Here is a 20,964-nt window from a genome sequence, read left to right as displayed (position 1 = left end):
CACTACACCTCCTTATATTCAAATACTGGACGAAATCCCCATGTTGCAGAAGAATTTGAACTTCCAGCATAGTTCAAGTCACTCCACTGTGTTCTAGTATTACTTCCCCTACCGATACGATGCGAGCTAGATGCAGACGAACTGGTATTACCAGCAGAGTCTTTCCATGTTCCATAAATCGGTGTTTCTCTACACCATGTATAATTCGTTAAATAATGAAAAACGTCATCCAACGTATTCCCTGTTGAAATTTTGTTGAATGGAAATTTAATAATATATTTATCCCATTCATTCATAGAAGGAAATGCACCATATCCTAAATCGGCATTTGACTTATTTCCGTTAGCGTCCGCATACAATACACCACCAGAAAGAGAACGAACAGCACCCGAAATCCCACTTATTGTAAGTGGAAAACCTTCAACAAATTTATTCGTGTTCAACCAATCCCATGTCACCGTGTGACTTACAATTCGATCTGAAATTAATAGTCCTTTATCTACCTTAATCCCATACCAAAAATACTTTGCTGGCATACTGCCTAATGGATGTCCTGTTACCGCAATCTCGGTATACCCACTTGTACTTCCCCCAAAAATATATCCAGTAATCGTGCTATCGTATTTCCAGACAATGTAATCCCCAATCTCCATATCTTCCACACGTTCTCTCAATTGCCCCGTCGTTGCTGGAACGGCCATCGAATCACCCCTTCCCTACTCTGATCTGATCCGTCTTTTTGAATTTCGTACGCTCAACCTTCTGCCGATAGACCACTCCTGTTGAAGTGACCGCTGTCTGATCCATGTTTAATGAGTACTTGGTCTTTAACTGAAGTGCACCAGAATCACTCTCTACGTAAGAATTGCTATACTTGCCCTTCTCCATGAAGCTGTCTATGTAAAAGGTGGATTGCTGTTTTTCGGCAGTAATTTCGATTTTCACTCTGGCATATTTCGCTTGAGCTTTGGGCTCTACAAGCTGCTCCTGCACTTCCTCATATTCCGTCCACTGAAATCCATCATCCGAGATACTCCAGTAGATTTTATATTCCGAGCCAGCCGAGCTATTAATTTTGGCAGATACACCTTTGAAAGAAGCAAATTTATCCTGAATTCGAATAGGATTAGATTCCCATGAACCGGAGGAAGCATAAATCACATTGCCCTCCAAATCTCGTCCCTGCTCCGTAAGTGATAACTTCTGATTCTCGTAAATCATATTTTGAAAAATACCTATAGACAAATCAATGTCTAAACCAATCTCCTGAATAGCCATATCTATACACCTCCTGTCTTGTCGAAAATTTCGTTAGCGAAGATCCCAGTTCATCATGCCTGCATGGTTTGCTTTCAAGGGAGCTGCAATCCGATCTATGATCAATCCATTTTTGCGAATGACTAACTGACCTGGCAGGTCTATATTCGAAGTGATTTTAATTTGAAAAAATGCACCCTGATTCATTGGTAAAGAACAAACACATTGAAAGTTAATGTTGGCATTATGCAGATCCATTGTTTTTTTGTAGCCAAAATTAAAACACTCAATTGCATTTTTGAAAGTTCCCGTGTTATTTCGACCTGTGAATCCTCTCATGCTTGTTTCGGAAGATCCATTCTTGTATTGGATAATATCGTTGTAAACGAAAGTTCTTCCCGTTAGCGGGTACTCATGTCCTTCACATTCATAAGCGATCGAATAGCGATCCATGTTAATATGAAAGACACCATTAGCAACATTGTAATACGCTTGCGAGCCTTGACCAATAACTCCGAAATACACAAGCTTATCTTTTTGAATGTTATAAAAATTCGCTGCACGTTGTGTCTGCAAATCATATTCGCTCAAATAAGTTCCATCATAATAATCAGCAATCCAAACGTAAGCTTGCGGTACCGGTGAACGAGCATACTGTTTCTGACCTAAGATCACAGATTTACCTCCTTGAATATTTTATAAAAAACGGAAAGAGACAGGCAAATCGCCTGCCTCTTTCTATAAACCCCTACCATATCCTACTTAAACGTAACGATATGAGATACGTTTCTTGAATTCCTGTTTCCCGCTGCGAGCGTTCAAAGGAACCTCACATTGAATGGAAAGCGTCACATAGTTGCCTGCCGCATCTTGAGGTTGGCCATTATTATTGACGCCTAAAATTTCCTTTGTTCCAGGCACAAGTGGTGTAGCATACGGTGTTCCGGAATGATCCAGTATTGTTTTACCTGTCGTTCCAATCGGTTTCGAGAAATCTTTACCTACTCGAGAGCTTTCTTCATCCAGATCATTTTCTCCAAGGGAGTCCACCTGTACATGGAACCAGTTGTTTTTTACAGCTTCAATATTGAATTCTGGAGTATCTCCAGTACCTCCGTTTAGGTCTCGTGTAGTGATTGTGCAATCTTCCATTTTGGATACATCCGTAGCACCGCCTTTGTTGTTCCAAATATTAAAAATAAAAATTTCACTTTTATCATCTGCATCAATAACTTGATAATCAAACGGGCCTACAATCTCTTGGCTATGTGTTGCGTCCATCCATGTAATAATTGGTTGTGTCATACTCATCATTCTCCTTTATGGTTATGTTCTAATAGTTAATTGAATTGTAAGGTGCCGCATTTTCGAATCCGCTTTAACGATATGTATTCTGAAAACATCCCCCGGCTCTACCTTTTTTTCAAAAAATGTAGCTTCGCCGTTATCTTGATGTTGCAGTGCTTCAAATTTCATCGGAACTTCCATTATATCTTGCCACTCAACAAAATCTTTTGATCGTTCAATCCTAATTTCCGTTAGCGACTCACCCGGTACAGAACAATACCCTTTCACACTTAGAATTTCTCCTTGAAATGGAAAAGGGGCTAAGACCCCGATAATTTCAGGATACACATATGATTCTTTACAAAAAACGAGGACTCGATCCTTTACTTCTAATGGAATCTCATTTAATTTTATGTGCTCTGCTGAACTCATAAGTCCGTTCATTGATGAGTTTACAACTTGAAGATTTTGTCCAAATATATCTATCTCATCCCAGATTTCTCCGTTGAAACGAAATCTTTTGCCATCTTTATACGTTTGCACCGTCCAGCCTACTTCAGGAGACGGGTAAGATTCATTAAGCTCGATCAGGTCAGGGACAGGATTTTTGAATACTAATTGAGTTGTATGATAAACTTCTTCTGCATATTCAGCGGCCTCTAAAGCCTTTTTTGTAGCTTCGATTGCCTGCTCGATCGCTTTTTCTACTTCTACATGATCACCAGGCTGGCCTTCACCGACCTTTACGGCTCCTCTAATTAATGCTTCTACTTGCGCTAATGTTAGTCCATTTGACATAGTTCACCTACCTAACTGTTAATCTACTAGATTACCTATTCGTACATAACTTTAGGATAGTTACCACGAAACCACACGAAGCATCTCCCCTATCAGCTACTTGTGTTCTATGTACTATCATTAAAGAGATTTTTAATCAACCGCTCAATCCTATGGTGCATCTAGTAAAATCACTGTTTTCTAATGTACAGAAAAAAAGAAAATCAGGGTGTGTCTGAAAACTCTGAAGGCGGTAAAAGATGCACCTCAGTAGTTTTCAAGACAAGTCCTAGGATCTTTGTATATTTCTACATTCCTTACAATATTTCTGGCGATTGGACTTTGCGATTAAACGTTTGCCGCAAATAGTACAATTTTTTATCCTCTCCCCTGTCCAACGCAAATATTCTAAAATAAAATCATCAAAACATATTAATTTTATTGCAACATCATCTTCTTCTTGAGCAAATAATACCTGAACATTTGTTGAATCGACTCGTTTGCTTTCTTTCAGTAGCCCTGATTGAATAAGCTTGTGTACCAGTAATCCTTGATCCCGCTTACTAACCGCCATTCCTGTATCACTGTATATCTCACTCCAAACATTATTGACCCAGTAAACATTGCTTTCGTGGATACGGTTATTGATTTTACTGTAAACCAACAATACAAAAGCTAACTTCTCCAGCCGCTTACTTCGAAGTTCTTTGATACGAAGTAACTCCGTATAGGTTATAGATATGTCATCAATTTCAATCAGTCTCGACTTTCCCGCTTTTTCTCTAGTTTTGAAATAACATGCTGCTTGATGGATAACACGATGAAAAAATGAATCCCAATGTACAGCGTTGTAATTCAGATAATATTTCGACATAAACTGATGTAACACATTATGCACTTCATCGATGCTTTGACCCTGTTCAAGCCCCAGCTTTGCTATGCACACCAGAGTTCTGGTTGGCTTCTTATCCATTTTGCCATAGGCCAGAGCTTCCTCTGCATGCTTTCGTTCATTCAAAATCATTTTCATGAGGTGACCCCTCTTACATCAGCATGGGTCATTTTAAAAGGCTTGCCTGCATATTCGAATTCTCCTGCTGTATCTGACACAACCGGATAATGTATGACATGGTTATGACGATGTAATAGATTTCGAATGATCTGCTCACCCGATACATCCCATACAAATTGTTTGGACTTATCGCCGCTGTGATAACACATGTCTACGATCATATTACAAAGATCCTCTTCATTGTTGCAGATTTCCAAAGCCTGCTCCCTGAAGCGTGAAATAAATACTTGCCAGCGAGCAGATCGATCTTCCTTGTTGGCCCTGCTCTTGCGCAATTGAATCATATAAGTTCGAAGTTCCTCATTATGCTGCTGGTATAACTGCTGCACTTCTTTGTACCTTGTTTTTGAATAGCTCTTGGATGTCTTGAGTAGATTGTAATCAAAAGGTTGTTGAGTCTGTTTCAATTTTATTTCATCCAGCTTCTTCTCTACTTGCTGACACAATCGATTCATTACGGATGGTGCCTTGGATACCGGCATTCTCTGTTGATATTGTTGCAGAAACTGTGTGGCTTCAACAGAATGCTCCTGCAAACTATTAAGCTCCTGCATGGTCATTCCGAAAAGCTGCAAACATTTCTGCTGAGTTTTATCTATATACGCATCATATTGCTTCTTTTGTTCAGGATCATTGTAGATGAAGAAATACGGCTTCTTGTCAGCAACTAGCTTTAGATCGGTTTCATTGCCCAAAGCAGCCCGCAGATCATACCAATGCTTAGGCATTCTTTTGCATTCAATGCCTTTGGCCTGATCGATGGCATTCTGTTGAAAATGTTGACCACATTGTATTCTGTACATGATCTCATCATATTCAGCAGTATCCTTTTTAAAATTAGCCAACACATCAAACATAGCGGTAATCTTGTTAGTCGTGAACCCGATCAGATCTCCAAAACTGTCCTTGTTCGCTTGTATAAGATCGTTCTCGTCCGGAATTTTTTTGGCAGTTGTTTTTTGTACACAAACAATGGCGTCTAACTCCTGGATCGCACCCAAAATGGTAGCGTTATCTGTAGTCAGGATCTGATCACTATCCATATCAGCACCATTAAGCGAATGTGTCGTGGTATCCCATGAATTCAATATGGTAACGGTTTTCATATAGCGATACCAATATCGCATCTCTGGGGTATTGGAGAACCGAAGTACTTTGATATTGTTATGGCATGTCATCGGAGCTCTGAAGCAAGCTGCCTGACGAACCTGCTTTTTATTCCAATACTTTGAATAGAACTGTCCAGCTTGTAATAACCCTGTTAAAGGTAGTCCGAACATGCTCTGACACAACGTATATGGATCACCGGAAATAATACTAAAATTACCTCGAACACGTAAAACTCCAATTTTGGCTTCATTTATCCGCTTTCGAATGAGAGCATGTATTTTATGTTTTACATATGGATCATCGATTAAGCCGGATTCAAGCATCAGACCTTTTACATAATCATCAGGACTGTGCAGATAGTCCTTCTCTTGAATATGAATGCCTTTGAGAAATAAAAGAGCTTTACGATAATCCCCACCTAACACATCTTTAATCGTACTCACCGTAGGAGAGATTAGTTCATCAATTTCGTCATCGCTGAGCGGCAGAGACTGAATGAACTGGTAGTTCAGATGTCGTTCATCCTCTAATTGTTCAGGTGTCACTTTGGTTACGCTGAAGGTATACCCATGATAAGCACAACATAATAAATAATCATTTATGTTACTATATGCCTTCCAGAGCTTGAGCATAGACGTTGTCAGAATTAAATCCACTTCACGGATATCTACAAGTTCGCCCCAAGCGTCTTTAACCATATATTGTCCTGCAATTCGTTCTGCGAATTCATGGTAATCGAATGTAAATACCATCCCCTTGCAAAAGCTGTTACGGATGCAAAAACCACTGGGGATATACTTATGTCCAAGCTCTTGTGCCCATAACCGACTAAGTTTGGGGGAGATCAGTCCGAAGCCGTCACTCATATTCAATTGAATGGGATGTCCTTTTTTCTTTTCCACCCTGGGATATTTTGTCTTGGAATCATCAATTTCGATAATATCAGCACAAAACTCGGTAATGCAGTCCGGTATAACAAGCACACGCTCGGGATGAGAAACCGGAGTACTGGTGCTGCAGGCAAGAGCCTTATAAGCTTCTAATTTGGCAGGAATCAACTCCATTTCTGGATTTCTGCCATTATTTAATCTGCGTTCTAATTGACTATGAATATCCTCACTAACATAGATAACCGTTGAACTTTTGGCTCCACCGGTTGTAGCCAGCAAACGCTTATATTTTAAACCATTCACATAGAATCCATTGGAAGAATTTAAACGATCATATTCTTTATTATTTTCGATGATCACCAGTACGTAATCCGGAACAAATTTAAGTTCATTTTGAGCTTCATGCAGCTTTTTAATCATTCGTTTGTTCGTTATCGTTGTCTTTGAAGCCTTTACGTGCTGAATTTCTTGTGCAATCTCAACCCAGCGCTCCTCCATTTTCTTGTTCATACGTAAATGATCAATAAATCGAAACACCTGATGATTGCCGATTGCCGCCATTTCTCCGTTCATCAAAGCCTCATGATAGGTAAGTTTAAGATGAAAATCCGCTTTTCGAATGCGAGAAGATGTAACCTTGAATACGTATCTCAAACGATTGTGATATGAAGTGCTCATTATTTATTCCCCCTGTTGCTTCCTGACCTGCTTTACTAAATTATAGCTGCGTAAATGGTTTGTGAAGCCTGCAAAAGGGATGATTCCGGGCTGAAAAAAGAAGACTATTCGCACAACATAGAAGAGATTCACACTAGTTTCATACCTGTTTCATAAGTCTCTAGTACTATGATTTCCAGCACATTAATGCTATAGTATATTGGAGCACGTTTGTGCTGACACACTATTTAACGGGGCTGGGATGAATGAAACAAACCGTATCCAATCAAGATGACATCGGCTTTTTATTTAACGTCGATATACTTATCAAAAGCCGATCAAATGCACTGGCACTGCAGTCCCTTATGGAGTTCATCAACAAACAGGAACAAATTGCGGACTTTCGGATTCATTCCGGAATAGAACTAGGTAACATTATTGAAGCGATGCTTCAGCAAAACAAAACAAGCGCCACTGAGCCCATTCAGATGGATTTGCAACAACAACAAGAACAACAACCACAAGTACCCGATGGACAGCAGACCTCCAACAAGTCGGATAAGGCTAATTCTGTTCCTGCTTCCGACTCATCTCATGTGGCTGACACCAATTCGTTCGAAGCCTGGATTCAATCCTTGATTAAAGAAAATCGCCTCACTCGAATTGTAGTGAACAACAAAAACGGTAAACATCAGAGCATTCCTTGTCGTATTCTTAATTTTGATCGGGATAATAATGTGGTAAGCATCTACCATGTGGATGAAAAACAGGTCTATACTTTCCGCACAAACGAAATTGATGAGTTTTTGCTGTAACTTTGAATGAAATAACGCTGCTAATTGAAAAAAACACAAAAAGCAACCTGAGCTGGAATGCAAAACATTCGATCGCAGGTTGCTTTTATTATAATCTCATTTTTGTAACATGACATTTCATCGATAGCATGACTTTAGTTCGCTGACCTTCTCTGACCTCGCTGCCAAACATCTATTGCGAAAAGCAGCCAACCAATGATAAAAGCTACTCCGCCAATGGGTGTGATTGCCCCCAAAATTTTAATACCCGAGATGCTCAGCACATACAGACTGCCCGAAAAAATGATAATACCGGCAAACAGCAAACGCGCCGCCCATTTCAGCTTCAGGGATTCTCCAAGTTGTCCTGCCGTCAATCCAATAATAAGCAGACCCAGAGCATGAATCATATGGTACTGCACTCCGGTTTCATATGTAGCGATTGCACTCGCCCCGATTTTGTCTTTGAGCATATGTGCACCAAATGCACCAATACCTACAGACAGCATCGTTAAAATCGCTCCAACCATCATCCATTTTCGCTGCATATTCATTCTCTCCCTAGATTCATTTCTGACTTCATATTATTGTAGCTAATTCATGATCGCATTACCAGCCAGCTTGAAATGTTTCATCTCATGATTCCAAGACTTTACGTATGAATATTCCCAACGAATTTTATTACAAACCTCATATATGAAACCTTGCTTTTTCTCGATAATTGTGGAAAAGTAGAAAGGAATGCCGTATTCAGAGCAGATGCGAATCATTCCACTGCAAACGGGGTAATACGTATTCATTATTCTGTTTAAATTATAAGTTAAGTAAAGCTGTTTACACTATATGATCTGTAAAAAGGAGTCCTTACTCATGGATGACCATAACTCTCAAAATTCAGGCTGGAATAATAATTCCTCCTCCCAATCAGGCTATTCAGATCCCTATAGCTCCAGTAACACCGATTACATGCTTTCATCTGATTCAGGAGCACATCCTCCGGCACGGCTCAAGCATTCAGGTCCGGGCATAGCCAGTTTCATTGTGGGTCTGGTTGGACTCATCGGGCACATCATCACCTTTGTGCTAGCTTCTCTTGCATTGTACGGCTCGATGGAACTTCTCGATTCATCCATAAGTCGGGAAGAGCTTGCCTTTCATCCAGCCATCGTTTTGGCGTCATTAGCCTTCCTGATCTGTTTGATTCTTAACCTGTCCGGCATCATTCTGGGCGTTATTGGATTGGTGCTCAAAAATCGCAGAAAAGTATTTGCTATCATCGGCACCATTTTGAATGGCCTGCTCATTCTGTTATTCGCAGGGCTACTGCTCGGAGGCATATACATGATGTAATGCTTTGCATGAAAGAGCAGCTTCTTTATAATTAAACTCAGCGGCCGTGCAGGATCTGCAATGGTCACAACCTAAAATTATGATCATTTATAACTCGCAGAAAAATATGGATTGATAAAGGAGATTGACATGGCACGAATTAAAATTTTCGCGGACAGCACGAGTGATTTGACACCCCAGTGGGTGCAGCAATATGATATCGGGATCATTCCTCTGTATGTCGTATTTGGCGAGGAATCACTGAAGGATGGAGCCGAGATCAAACCAGAGAAATTATATGAACGTGTAAACCGTGACGGTGCTCTGCCTAAAACTGCTGCTCCCTCACCCGCAGATTTTATGGCAGCATTTCAACCTTACATAGAACAAGGCGATGATATTCTCTATATTTCCTTATCTTCCGAACTTTCATCCACATATCAAAATGCCCTGATCGCCAGTTCCGAATTTCCGGAGGCTCGTATCTCTGTCGTCGATTCACTAAACCTCTCCTCAGGCATCGGCCTGATGGTGATGAAAGCTGCTCATGCGGCGGAGCAAGGACAGAATCTGGCACAGATTACTGAACTGATCGAAGCGATGAAACCAACTGTGCGCACCGAATTTGTAATCGATACACTCGAGTATTTATACAAAGGCGGACGCTGCTCCGGTATGCAAAACCTGATTGGAAGCCTGCTTAAAATTCGCCCTGTCATTCGCGTAACCGATGGTAAAATGACCCCGGCCTACAAAGTGCGTGGCAAACGGGAAAAGGCGCTTGAGCAAATGTTACAAAATACACTCAGTGACAAGGAGCGAATTGATCGAGATTTATTGATTGTTGTTCACACTATGGCGGAGGAAGATGCCATCGCATTGCAACAAACGCTTCAGGAACAAACGGGTGCACGTGTAGAGTTAACAACAGCTGGCTGCGTTATTTGCAGTCACTGTGGTCCCAAGACAATCGGTATCATTTATAACACAACATTTTAGAACAACTTCATATTCGAAATTATTCAATTGCTATGGATGCCTGTTGGGGCACTTGAATAAGCATAACCTAAAAAGGACATGCTCAGCATAATCGCTGGCATGCCCTTGTTCTTTATTCTCGTCCAATTCACCCGACAACATTAATACGTTTTTGTTTTCAAATCATTCAGACTTTTGAATGCATATCCCTGCTTCCGTGCCTCATCAATAATGGAGCCAAGTGCCTCGGTATTGTCCTTGGACACCGAATGCAGCAAAATCACTGCCCCTGGATGAAGCTGCTTCAGCACCTGCTGGTGAGCATACTGTGCTCCCCGCTGAACATTCGTATCCCAGTCTTTATAAGCTACAGACCAGAACACATTTATATATCCTTGCGCATAACTCTCGGCAAGCGTACGGTTGTTAAAGATACCACGAGGTGGACGTAAAAAGGTGTCCTTCTGCCCTGTGAGCCGCTCTATTTCGGATTTTACTTTCTCCAGTTCCTCTTTAATCTGACCATTGGAGATTCGAGTCATATCAGGATGACTCCAGGAATGGTTGCCCACGATATGGCCTTCAGCCGCCATTCGCTTCACTAACTCGGGCTGATCCTTGAGATAATGACCTGTGACAAAAAAAGCCGCCGGTACCTTCTTGGCTCGCAGCACATCCAATATGGCAGGGGTAAAGCCATTTTCGTAGCCGTTATCAAACGTCAGATATAATTCTTTTTGTTTGGTATCCCCCAGAAAAATGGCATGATTATGTTCCAGTATGGATTTGAACCCTTCCTGATCAATCGAAGGCAGCTGACCGTTCTGACTTTTCTTAAAACCAAAGTGATACGCTCCGTTAATGGGTGATGCCTCTGCATATGATGCCAGCATGCTAACAGTTAACAAGCCGAGCAGCAGATAGCGAACGATTCGCTTCATGTTATCCGCTCCTGTTCCTGAATATTCGGTTTGATATATAGCTATACAAACACCTTCAGGTAATATGCCGCAGGAGCATCTATATTATGTAACATTAAGGCTACAACCGTTTATTTTCACGTTTAATGGATGTAGGTTGATGAAACAGTTCAAGCAAAGTCTGCGGCTTGCCGCTGGCAGCCAGCCACTCCTTCACCGTTTGAATAGCGCGGGTCTGACCATCACCCTGATCGCGCCAGGTAAGCAACTCAATGACTTTGATAATAAGTGCCGACATGTTATGGTTGTCCTTTTCCGAGCGCTCCGCCCGCAGCTTGTGATACAACGCCTCCTGCTCCCAATCCAGCAAAATCTCATCTCCAATCGTCGGCTTCAATAGCGTATACGCTCGATTGCAGCCCTCGCAGCGAACGGTGCTTACTTGTTCCTGTAGAAAATGCGTGCTCACGTCATGCCCGCAATCAGGGCATTTGAAACCTACTTGTATGTTTTGAATGTGTTCACGCATAAATATTGGCCTCCTGCTCTATATGTATAACATCTATACCCGATATACAGACCCTTCACGCTTATTTTGCAGAAAACATTCATAGTCTATAATCTAGTAAATATGTTAAAATATTATACAAATCACAGGTGTAAAGGGCGGGATAACATGTCGAACGAAGATCGCAACATTACCTGGCAAGCTTCAAGCCTGAGCCGGCAGGATCGCGAGAATAATAACGGGCATCACAGCCGTACATTGTGGTTTACAGGTTTATCCGGTTCGGGCAAGTCCTCCATTGCTTTTGCACTGGAGAGGTACCTACACGAGCAGGGAGTCCGCAATTATGTACTGGACGGAGATAATGTCAGGCATGGACTGAACAAGGACCTTGGCTTTACTGCAGCAGATCGTCAGGAAAACCTGAGACGTATCGGAGAAGTGTGCAAGCTGATGGTTGATGCAGGATTACTTGTGCTCTCCGCCTTTATCTCTCCACATGATTCGGATCGGGCCATGGTTCGCAACATGTTTGAACCAGAGGATTTCATTGAAATCTATGTACGTTGTTCCATAGAAGAATGTGAGCGACGTGACCCCAAAGGGCTTTACAAAAAAGCACGCAGAGGTGAAATTGCTCATTTTACAGGCATCTCTGCCCCTTATGATGTTCCGCAATCCCCTTCCCTCATCATAGATACAGAACAATGCACCATTGAAGAAGCGGTTCAGGACATCATTCAGCATCTGCAGCAGATCGGAGCATTGCATCTGCCTTTGAAGCCTGGCTCGGTCCTGACCGGTTAATTTCCAATTCAAACTCTAATATCAAGAAAGAATACGATGTGCCAAAGGCGTACCGCGAACGGTACGCCTTTACTCATACACTCTAACGTTGCTCATTCGAGAACAAGATCATTTAATCCCTCTCATACACATTTCTTTTACTGCCCGGCAGCACCAGCCTGCATATTCAGCAATCTGCTGAATGTGCCCACCGGGTCTGCGGATAATTGCTGATAACCGCCTTCCTGAATCACACGTCCTTCCTCCAGAACGATTACGCGGTCTGCTGTACGAATAGTGGATAAGCGATGGGCAATAACGATAATGGTAACATGCCCTTTTAATTGCTCAAGCGCTTCATGGATATACTGTTCATTTTCACTGTCCAGCGCACTTGTGGCTTCATCCAGAACCAGCACGGAAGGATTACGGAGCATCGTGCGGGCAAGCACCAGACGCTGACGCTCACCGCCTGACAGACGGATTCCGCGATCCCCTATGATTGTATCCAGCCCCTGGGGGAGCTTGCGAACAAACGAGGCAGAAGCAGAAAACTGAAGGGCTCGCCACATCTGCTCTTCACTCGCGTCAGGATCGACCAGACGTAAATTTTCACGAATGCTCGTATGAAACAAAAAAGGGTCCTGGGATACATAACCAATGGAACTGCGCCAGCTAAGCAGCCGTTCCTCGGTCAAAGATTTCCCGTCAATCAGGATGTTCCCGCTCTCAGGCCGCATTAGCCCCATAATCAGGTCGATTAATGTGCTCTTGCCTGCCCCCGATTTACCAACAATCGCTGTCATTCCTTTGGCTGGAATGGCTGCATATACATTCGACAATGAATAGTTATCATTTCCTTCGTAACGGTAATATACATCCTGGCAGATAATGGAGTCCTTGAGATCCATGGGAACGATAGAATGAGCCGATGCAGTAGATTGTGGGGCTGCAACTATACTGTCACTGATTTCACGACTTTTCCCGGTTTGTACCTGCAGTTCTCTCACGATTCGAAATGCAGGCAGCATGGAGCTTATGTACTCCAGATTGGACTGAATAGCTGTAAATCTCGGCCATAATCGTGAAAAAATCAAAATTATCAATAACAAGCTGGCTGGAGGCACTGACATCACACGTAGGGATAAATAAATAAACGCCGCGATAATTAACGCCGCAGACACCCGGTGAATCAGTTGTGTACCCGTATTAAGCTGACTGAACTGCACGACATTGCGCTCAATTCGTCTACACATCCGATCAAACCAGTGGATATGTGAATGCTCAAGCATGTTGCTCTTGATGTCTTTAATTCCATTAAAATGCTCGGTGATCCCGTTATAATACACTTGTGACAATTCCGTTGTTTGATCTCCAATGCTTTTCGCACGTTTCACAAACGTTCTGAGCAGGAAAAATAAAACGAGACCGCAGACAAGCACAAGTGCGGTTAACCTGGCAGATAACCAGAAGGCCAGCCCAATCTGAATTGCAGTAAAAACAAGCGAAGCGGCCATCTGCAGCATAATACTCGTCCCCTGGCTGACACGTGCAAGCTCGGTCGTTAATATATGGTTAAAATCGGATTTTCGTTTTTGGAGAAAAAAGGACCATTTCGCCATCAGGATGGCGCTGTAGGTTTCCATACGCAGCGTTCGTATAAATTGCTGCTGAATGCGGGCATTGCGAATCGTCTGAAGGCGCTGCATCCACGCCTGTCCTGACACGATCAGTACAAAGGTAAACAATACTATGATTAATTGATAATGCTGCGAGAATTGATGGAGAAAGTCGGTTAACCAAGGAATGTGTATTCCGGAAGTGCCCATATCAAAAATGCCGATCAAACTCAGCATTGGAACCAGCATATAAATGCCGATGCCCTCCATTAAACCAATGCAGACCATACCTAGCAGATTCCAATATAATACAGGCCCCGTAACGTGGTGAAGTTTTCGCATAAAATAACGTAATTCAGACTTCATACTTTACCCCTCTCTGTCACCGTGCTTCTTTTCAAGCGCCGCCAGAACCAGAGAACCGGGCGTAACGGGAAATATAAAAAGTACAGTGAACGCGGAAGCGGCAGCTGGTGCACATCCCATGTGCTTGGATATAATCGCTCAATAAAGAAAAACCATTTCTGCCTGGTGCTGCGCAGGGCAAATAAATAAGAATTATACTGGTTTAAATCTGCCGGACTGTCCAGCATATCCTTCATAAACAGCACACCTTCTCTAGCCAAACGTTTTCCAGCACGCGCATTCATCGACATGATGGATCTATATGCATCATTCAGCGGGGTATGCAGCAGATTCGAAACGAGATGTAATGTCTGCGAACCGATGGACAAACGTGCTTCTGCTTTCAAGCGCCGCTCGATCTTCTTCATATCCAGTGGCATCGTACGAATCATCTGGTCGATATCGAGCAGCCAGCGCAGCCTGAACCAGCCATGCCTTGCACCATGGGTAATCAGATACACCCATAAATCCTCCGCTTCCAGCATGCGTACAGGTGTCTGGGTATACGTACTGAACCGGCTTCGCTGCCACAACAATTCAAATTCGCTTTCCCGGCCGGAGTCCGGATTGAGCCGCCAGTGAATCTCGATCTGTGTTCGCTTGACCGGATGAATATAACAGATATGATGCTCACGCCACTTCCAGCTGCGAACCGTCAGAGCTCGTTCCCCCTCTTTGCACTGGTATCCAAGTCCCTGAAGTATTCTTCCGGCAGCCTCCACATCCTGAACGGGAATTAAAATATCCAGGTCTTTGGAGGTTCGCATGGACACATCTCCATACAGATCATGAGCCATTGCGGGACCTTTCAGCGTAATGTTTCGAATGCCATGCTCACGAAAAGCTCCGCAAACCTGCTCCATCTCGGCCGTTAACTGCAGCATACGGAACGTATTCATCGTATATTGTTGTTTCAAGCTTTCCATCACCGCCTGAGGAACGGGCAGCGCTGTCTCCTTTTTCAAATAGAGATACATTACAGAATACAGTCGATGATGATAGACAAGGCGTAAAAAAAGTGACCAATCCACACCATGCAGTCGGCTCTCAATCTCCTCGGAAGTCAGAGCTGTCATATCCCCTCTAAGCATGCTCAAGATCAGTCTGAGCTCCTTCGGGAACTCTGCTGCATACTGCTCGCTTTCATGTGTCATAGACAATCTCCCCTGCTCCCTTCTCAGGACATCGTTTGCCAAATACGCCAACTACCGTGTATTGGTCCATCGTGTCTGCTCCAGTCACGATCAGTTTTCCGCTCCGCAGCCAGGCGTGAGCCTTCAGCTGTCCCTGTTCGTTCCGTGCTGTCCCCATATACAGCGTGCTTTCAATATGACGTCGTTCCAGCATCTTCATTGCGGCTACAGCCATGACGAGGCAGCGGCTTTCCCATAACGTATATTTGGCGGCAATGATAACTGCCTTTGATATGTTCTTTATCATAGCGATCTGGTCTCGGTTCAACCCGGTCATCGGCGTTTCGAACATCGGAGCGCCAAGCCCAGGAGCAATTTTAGCGAACGGCTTCGCTTTCTGTATCCGTGCCCAGGCAAGAAGAACATAAGCTTCCCACACCAAACGTCGCATCGAACCGGAGAGCTTGAAAAAGGCTTTTATTTTACGAAACATCTCATCATACTCCGCTGGATACGGTAACGTCGATTAAATCTTCACGCAGCAGATGCTCCAAAAAAGAGACAACCTGCTCACCGCATCGATCAGGCTCAATATCATACTCTGCCGCGAGTGCCTGAATCAATTGCTCCAGTGTTTGCTCTTCGGCAATCAGTTCCCAAATCCGTCCACCTGTGCTTCCCAGATTGTAATATTTGCCGGAAGCGATGCTCATCATGACCTTCTCCCCGCCCATATCACTGACCAGATTGCCCTCTTTGCGAGTGACCCGGTCATTCGCATTGATTTTTGTGCTGGCTGTCATAATTCTGCATGCACCCCTTTGCGTATATGAGTAATGATTCGTTCTACCATCTCGAATGCCGTAAAATGTGAACCTGTCCTGCTTAATCTGTTAACCTCGACACTGGCCGACAGTCTTGAAGCTGTTTCAAACAGCCATTGAGCCAAGCCCTGACGTGCGATCAGTCCCCCGCGAAACGTATGCGTGCATAACAAATGAAGGCGTTCCAGACCAATAACCTGCTCCAGCTGTACGGGCCCCGGTTCATGATCCGGCTGTGGTACAAGCTCAAATATTGCTGCAAGCGGGACGGGTCTCTCGTAAAAATAATGCTGTACCGGTATAGCGTACTTCGTGATTTCGGCATGCACGGTTGCATAGTTTTGCTTATTCATGCCAAAGCCATCCAGACTGGGCTGCCATAACTTCTGCTGCGGATATCCCGGGGACACGATCGCCCTTCCACCAGCATCCCAAGTCAACGCAACGACATCATCCGTGAGAAGCGGGTAACCGCGTGAAGCAAGTGCAGCGGATAAAGTCGATTTTCCTGCACCCGAATGCCCGACAAATGCGTACGCCCATCCATCCACAACAACAGCGCTTCCATGAAGTGGAAGAATGCCGCGCTGCATCATAATAACAGCCATACATGTCCCAAGGAGAAATAACCGAACTTTTTTCTCATCCGCACCCGGTACAGGTGATACCATAATTCGTTTGCCCTGCTCCATAAAAAACAAACCTGTATCTTCGATTCTGAAAAAAAGACAACCGTCCCGCGCCACAAAGTTGTCGCTCCCGACATCCCATTTCGTCCATAAGTCCGTCAGATCACGGGTCTCCATATGCACATCAACTTGCCTTTCCGTTCCTGCTTCTGGTGCTGCAAGCTGCAATTCGGGCATAAGTATCTGGCTCGACCAGATTAACCCGTAAGCTTCATAATGCACAGGCAACAATAAGGATGCCTCCTTCGTGTAAAAATATAAGAAAAAGCCCTGATATTCATATGCTCAATATTAGGGCGGAGGCGAAAAAGCTTGACTGGCTGCAATTCCGCCCTATAAGTATGGTTTTACTAAGGGAAAACAAAATTAAGACGTTGTTGGATCGTATAAGTCAGCATCATGTTCCGTAATCCAGTCAATTTGTCTGTAGCCAGTACCTGCCATCGTTTTATTAACGTCCAATACTTCAAGTACCGGAGCTTGCCATTCCTTTTTTTCGTTTTGCATCGTATTCACCTCCTTTCATGAGCATTGGGCCACGCGCTCTTTACTATGAATCAGAACTTCTGAATAAACCGGTATACAATGAGGCTATGCATCATTAACCTCAAGTCTGGATGAGATGCCAGCTCAGGCCTCGGACTCGGTAGGTTAGACAGAGCTGTGCTAATCCGATCCGTGTTTAATATGCCTGCAACCTGGCTGTCAGAACATAATGTCCTAAGTTCGGAAGTAAAAGCCTCCCAATCAGGCAGGATGCGATGCAGCCAATCCGCAGGCTGTACTCCCCTTACACGCTGATTGAGTCTCACCTTATCCGGCAATTCCGGTGATGCAGCGCGGCGGATCAAGGAGCGATCGGTCCCTTGACGCACATACTGCTCAATGGGTACAGAGAGACAGAATCGAATGACTCTCGGATCACTCGTCGGGTCACGCTCCCATGCTCTGTACCTAAGAGAGCATTTGGTAGCCACAGTTCCATTTTTATTTGCAATCGCCAGATTATTGAACTTGTCGGCCCTTACTTTAAGCGCATCAGCCTGTGCACCACCCTGTTGTACGATGATGGAGCCGAGTCGGTCCAGCACACCCGTTTTTGCGGCAAAGTCCGGATGTATCAATGGTGCTCCTAACGCTGGAGCTGTACCTTTATTTTTCGATTGGAACCATTGTGGGAAAGCCTTCCGGCCTGTAATTCTGGCAATGCGTGATAACGCCATACCTGTCCGTCCGCTGTACTGCTGCATCTCGCGGAACCAGCGGAAGTAACGGCCGCTTTTCAGCAAGCTGGCATAATAGTCCAGTGCAGGCCCCCATGAGATGGTGAAATTACCGCGTGCTCCTGTTAATAGAACACCTGCGTCCTGTTCACTCGCTTTTTCATAGAATCCGCGTATCCAAAATGAATTTTCAAAGTATTTATAAGGCATCTCCAGCATATTCAGCCACGTATCCACTTCGCTGAGCGGACTCCGACCTTCGAAATCGAGATAGTTTTCCGAGATATTGCCTACATGACTAACCGTAGACTGAATGAAAGGGCGCTCATCTGCCAGTAATGTTTTCGACGTATAATCAGTGAAATCCGGAACAGGCACATAGCTGTAAGCATGTAGTTGCTTTCCTTGGCTTCGAAGGGTGCCAGATGCAAATCCAACGACGGACCCTGAGTCCAATCCACCACTTAAAGCGGCAGCGACCTGTCTATGTGTTCGCAAACGTGCTCCGACAGCCTGGCTAAATACATCACGAAAAGCCTCTATATATTCATCATCTGATTTGAGCCTGAGCGGCTCCACGTTATCCCAGCGATGATATTGCTTCATTTCGACCTTGCCGCTTCGAAACGTGAGTGTATGCGCTGAGGGCAGTTGTTTCATTCCACGATACACCGTTGCATGAATATTTGCCGTGTCAAGCATGTCAGGTATCGCCAGAAAATCAGATAACCAGATTTCATCAAGTGACTTCTGGACCCCTTCAAGTTCAAGCAGGGGTTTCATCAACGTACAGAATGCAAACCGCGGACCATCAAGACGGTAATATAAGGTTCTCATGCCCGTAATATCTCTCGCGGCAAACAGTGTGCGGCGGCGTTCATCCCAGATTGCAAACACAAAGTCGCCCAGCAAATATGAAGCTACCTCTTCTCCCCAGCGCTGATATGCCAGCAGTATCAACTCACTGTCGGCCATAGCGCTGAGTGCTGATCTTGGAATCCGCAGCTGCTCTGCCAGCTGTTCACGGTTATCCAGAATGGCATCAGCGGTAATCGTCAATCTGCTCTCTTCGTCATACAGAGGTAATCTCTCGTAGATGGACTCGGGTGTGATCCACTGGGCATGACAGCTGAGAAAGGCTTCATCCCCCTTCCATACCCCCGTCGTATCTGCCGGGATATGTCCAAGGCTGGCATATAACCGCCAGCTATCCTCCCATAGCGCCTGTTGACCATGCATATGTACAATTCCCGCTATGGCACTCATGACTTTCCTCCCCGAACCATCTTACGCTGGGATGCCCACGCGCTGATCTGATGACCAAATGGTATCCATGATTTAATTCGCTGCAATTTATAATGAGCAGAGGCAAGCTGCTTCCTCAAACGCTGCTGTTCGGTATAGCCATGCTCCAGGCGTTGATCTGCTGCCCTAAGTGCCGCCTGAAGCTGTCTAATCGTAACCATCGCCTCAAGTGTCGGGTCCGGCTTCACAGAAGGCTCAGCCCCTGCGTCGCTTTGAACCGAGTCCACTTTCACGATGTCACCATTGCTCGGTGCCTTCATGCGGTAGTCCGGCTCCCAGCTGCACCCCGTTGCTGCGGCCAGCTGCTGGTGAAGCCGCTCCATAATTTCATGATCGGGCTCAGCCGCCACCCGTACTCCTGTCCATTGTTCCGCTTCCACCAGCTGCTCACTATATCCCATCCGGTGAAACAGATTCGCACCCAGTACACGGCAGTACAATTCAATTTCTTGCCGATCGAGTATATTTTTCCAGTTGTTAACAGAACCCTGATGTGCTTCCTCATGGGTTGAAAGGAAAGGATCTCCCACCCCCATACTATAAAACATGTCGGCTTTGGTACTGTTCACAAACTGTCCGTACCGTTCTATGCCCTGTTCATAAGAAATACCGAGAAAAGCACATAACTTCTCAAGCTCTTCCTGCGGTTTCATCACCAACTGCTCATACTTCAATGCATAAGCTAAGGGATGGGGCTCGCTAAAGTACGCATCCAAACGAGCTAATCCAAGCGTAAGATCAATAGCCCTCATATTAAGCTTTGAGCTGTGAAGACTCTCCGTCAGATTAAAGCCTTCGCCGATATGGCGGTTTACTTTTTTGAAGGATGCCGCTATAGAAAGGGGGTTGCGCTGCAGATGGATACGTCTGGATTGCGGGAACAGTCGGTCGAGCCATTCCAGCATATAATAATACCGCGGAGATTTATCAACGATGAAGTCTGCTCCGCTCCCTTCCAGGAACCCATTATATATTTCAAGAGCAAAGCTTCTGCATGCCTTTTCGTAATGTTCTTCGGACACCATCGCTTGATAAAATTGACGAACAATGGAACTTCCACCGTATGCGCGAGCGTCAGCCCTGGATAAATCAACAAGATTCATCAGGAACCACATCTCCTGCGTGGCAAATATACGGCTGTGATTTTGCAGCATCACTGTAGATAACGAACTGCCGCTTCGGGGAACACATAACAAAAAGACAAGTCCGTTTCCTTGCGTATCTATCAATGGCAGCCTCTCCTCTGTATATTAATAAATATGCGATGTGGACTTGGATCGACCGGGTAATTATGTTTCTCATTGACAGGCCGTTTCGACACTCTCAGATACAGTATGTATTCATACCATTACTCTATGATACAATATGTATCATGTCAATCTTTTATTTTCACCTTTTCAT

The 20,964-nt window shown here is 44.3% G+C and carries 22 protein-coding genes; 4 read left to right on the top strand and 18 right to left on the bottom strand.

The annotated features are described in order from the left end of the window. Positions 1–2: 2 nt before the first annotated feature. From ACQSGY_RS06580 to ACQSGY_RS06550, 7 genes are all read right to left on the bottom strand, one after another. The gene (locus tag ACQSGY_RS06580) at positions 3–701 is read right to left on the bottom strand and encodes a hypothetical protein (protein ID WP_427051180.1); all 699 of its coding nucleotides are present in this window, start codon (positions 699–701) and stop codon (positions 3–5) included. A gap of 4 nt (positions 702–705) precedes the next feature. After that, complete coding sequence (locus tag ACQSGY_RS06575; RefSeq protein WP_427051178.1) at positions 706–1,278, bottom strand: hypothetical protein; 573 nt, start codon at positions 1,276–1,278, stop codon at positions 706–708. Positions 1,279–1,311: 33 nt separating this feature from the next. Next, entirely contained in the window at positions 1,312–1,932 is a 621-nt protein-coding gene (locus tag ACQSGY_RS06570) for a hypothetical protein (protein ID WP_427051177.1), read from the bottom strand. Positions 1,933–2,019: 87 nt separating this feature from the next. Further along, positions 2,020–2,571, bottom strand: a complete 552-nt coding sequence (locus tag ACQSGY_RS06565; RefSeq protein WP_427051176.1) for a hypothetical protein — start codon at positions 2,569–2,571, stop codon at positions 2,020–2,022. Positions 2,572–2,583: 12 nt separating this feature from the next. Then, entirely contained in the window at positions 2,584–3,342 is a 759-nt protein-coding gene (locus ACQSGY_RS06560; RefSeq protein WP_427051175.1) for a hypothetical protein, read from the bottom strand. Between the two features lie 268 nt (positions 3,343–3,610). Further along, a complete protein-coding gene (locus ACQSGY_RS06555) occupies positions 3,611–4,351 on the bottom strand; it encodes a hypothetical protein (protein ID WP_427051174.1) in 741 nt (246 codons plus the stop codon). After that, complete coding sequence (locus ACQSGY_RS06550) at positions 4,348–6,813, bottom strand: hypothetical protein (protein WP_427051173.1); 2,466 nt, start codon at positions 6,811–6,813, stop codon at positions 4,348–4,350. Before ACQSGY_RS06550 ends, ACQSGY_RS06555 begins: the two co-directional genes overlap by 4 nt. A 503-nt stretch (positions 6,814–7,316) precedes the next feature. Here ACQSGY_RS06550 and ACQSGY_RS06545 point away from each other — a divergent pair. After that, positions 7,317–7,865, top strand: a complete 549-nt coding sequence (locus ACQSGY_RS06545; protein ID WP_427051172.1) for a hypothetical protein — start codon at positions 7,317–7,319, stop codon at positions 7,863–7,865. Between the two features lie 134 nt (positions 7,866–7,999). On the opposite strand, the gene ACQSGY_RS06540 is transcribed toward ACQSGY_RS06545, so the two are convergent. After that, positions 8,000–8,392, bottom strand: a complete 393-nt coding sequence (locus tag ACQSGY_RS06540; RefSeq protein ID WP_216519554.1) for a DUF423 domain-containing protein — start codon at positions 8,390–8,392, stop codon at positions 8,000–8,002. 322 nt (positions 8,393–8,714) lie between these two features. Between ACQSGY_RS06540 and ACQSGY_RS06535 the strand changes: the two genes are divergently transcribed. Together ACQSGY_RS06535 and ACQSGY_RS06530 are read left to right on the top strand one after the other, a co-directional pair. Next, positions 8,715–9,194 (top strand): hypothetical protein, encoded by a 480-nt coding sequence (locus ACQSGY_RS06535; RefSeq protein WP_427051170.1) that lies wholly within the window; start codon positions 8,715–8,717, stop codon positions 9,192–9,194. Between the two features lie 129 nt (positions 9,195–9,323). After that, positions 9,324–10,172 carry a DegV family protein gene (locus ACQSGY_RS06530; protein WP_427051169.1) on the top strand — a complete coding sequence of 283 codons (849 nt, stop codon included), beginning with the start codon at positions 9,324–9,326 and terminating at the stop codon, positions 10,170–10,172. 140 nt (positions 10,173–10,312) lie between these two features. Here ACQSGY_RS06530 and pdaA read toward each other — a convergent pair whose 3' ends face one another. Together pdaA and ACQSGY_RS06520 are read right to left on the bottom strand one after the other, a co-directional pair. Then, the gene (pdaA, locus tag ACQSGY_RS06525; protein WP_184179458.1) at positions 10,313–11,092 is read right to left on the bottom strand and encodes a delta-lactam-biosynthetic de-N-acetylase; all 780 of its coding nucleotides are present in this window, start codon (positions 11,090–11,092) and stop codon (positions 10,313–10,315) included. A 100-nt stretch (positions 11,093–11,192) separates the two neighbouring features. After that, the gene (locus tag ACQSGY_RS06520) at positions 11,193–11,600 is read right to left on the bottom strand and encodes a hypothetical protein (protein ID WP_216519548.1); all 408 of its coding nucleotides are present in this window, start codon (positions 11,598–11,600) and stop codon (positions 11,193–11,195) included. Positions 11,601–11,747: 147 nt separating this feature from the next. On the opposite strand from ACQSGY_RS06520, the gene cysC reads away from it, so the two are divergent. Then, complete coding sequence (gene cysC / locus ACQSGY_RS06515) at positions 11,748–12,386, top strand: adenylyl-sulfate kinase (protein ID WP_427051168.1); 639 nt, start codon at positions 11,748–11,750, stop codon at positions 12,384–12,386. A 137-nt stretch (positions 12,387–12,523) separates the two neighbouring features. On the opposite strand, the gene ACQSGY_RS06510 is transcribed toward cysC, so the two are convergent. From ACQSGY_RS06510 to ACQSGY_RS06475, 8 genes are all read right to left on the bottom strand, one after another. Continuing rightward, entirely contained in the window at positions 12,524–14,350 is a 1,827-nt protein-coding gene (locus ACQSGY_RS06510) for an ABC transporter ATP-binding protein (protein WP_427051166.1), read from the bottom strand. Continuing rightward, positions 14,347–15,543 (bottom strand): nucleotidyltransferase domain-containing protein, encoded by a 1,197-nt coding sequence (locus tag ACQSGY_RS06505; protein WP_427051165.1) that lies wholly within the window; start codon positions 15,541–15,543, stop codon positions 14,347–14,349. Before ACQSGY_RS06505 ends, ACQSGY_RS06510 begins: the two co-directional genes overlap by 4 nt. Next, complete coding sequence (locus ACQSGY_RS06500) at positions 15,533–16,015, bottom strand: lasso peptide biosynthesis B2 protein (protein WP_427051164.1); 483 nt, start codon at positions 16,013–16,015, stop codon at positions 15,533–15,535. The genes ACQSGY_RS06505 and ACQSGY_RS06500 overlap by 11 nt, the downstream gene beginning before the upstream one ends. Before the next feature lie 4 nt (positions 16,016–16,019). Beyond that, positions 16,020–16,325 carry a lasso peptide biosynthesis PqqD family chaperone gene (locus ACQSGY_RS06495; protein WP_427051162.1) on the bottom strand — a complete coding sequence of 102 codons (306 nt, stop codon included), beginning with the start codon at positions 16,323–16,325 and terminating at the stop codon, positions 16,020–16,022. Continuing rightward, positions 16,322–17,263, bottom strand: a complete 942-nt coding sequence (locus tag ACQSGY_RS06490; protein WP_427051161.1) for an aldolase — start codon at positions 17,261–17,263, stop codon at positions 16,322–16,324. Before ACQSGY_RS06490 ends, ACQSGY_RS06495 begins: the two co-directional genes overlap by 4 nt. A 138-nt stretch (positions 17,264–17,401) precedes the next feature. Beyond that, entirely contained in the window at positions 17,402–17,542 is a 141-nt protein-coding gene (locus tag ACQSGY_RS06485; RefSeq protein ID WP_216519526.1) for a paeninodin family lasso peptide, read from the bottom strand. Positions 17,543–17,592: 50 nt separating this feature from the next. Then, positions 17,593–19,524: an asparagine synthase-related protein gene (locus tag ACQSGY_RS06480; RefSeq protein ID WP_427051160.1), complete on the bottom strand. Its 1,932-nt coding sequence runs from the start codon at positions 19,522–19,524 to the stop codon at positions 17,593–17,595. Continuing rightward, positions 19,521–20,792, bottom strand: a complete 1,272-nt coding sequence (locus tag ACQSGY_RS06475) for a sulfotransferase family protein (protein ID WP_427051159.1) — start codon at positions 20,790–20,792, stop codon at positions 19,521–19,523. Before ACQSGY_RS06475 ends, ACQSGY_RS06480 begins: the two co-directional genes overlap by 4 nt. Positions 20,793–20,964 lie beyond the last annotated feature (172 nt).

It is taken from the genome of Paenibacillus sp. TC-CSREp1 (assembly GCF_050171015.1).
Classification (GTDB): Bacteria; Bacillota; Bacilli; order Paenibacillales; family Paenibacillaceae; genus Paenibacillus; species Paenibacillus silvae.
The sequence above is the reverse complement of the archived record's forward strand: the minus strand, read 5'-3'. Positions and strand labels throughout refer to the sequence as shown.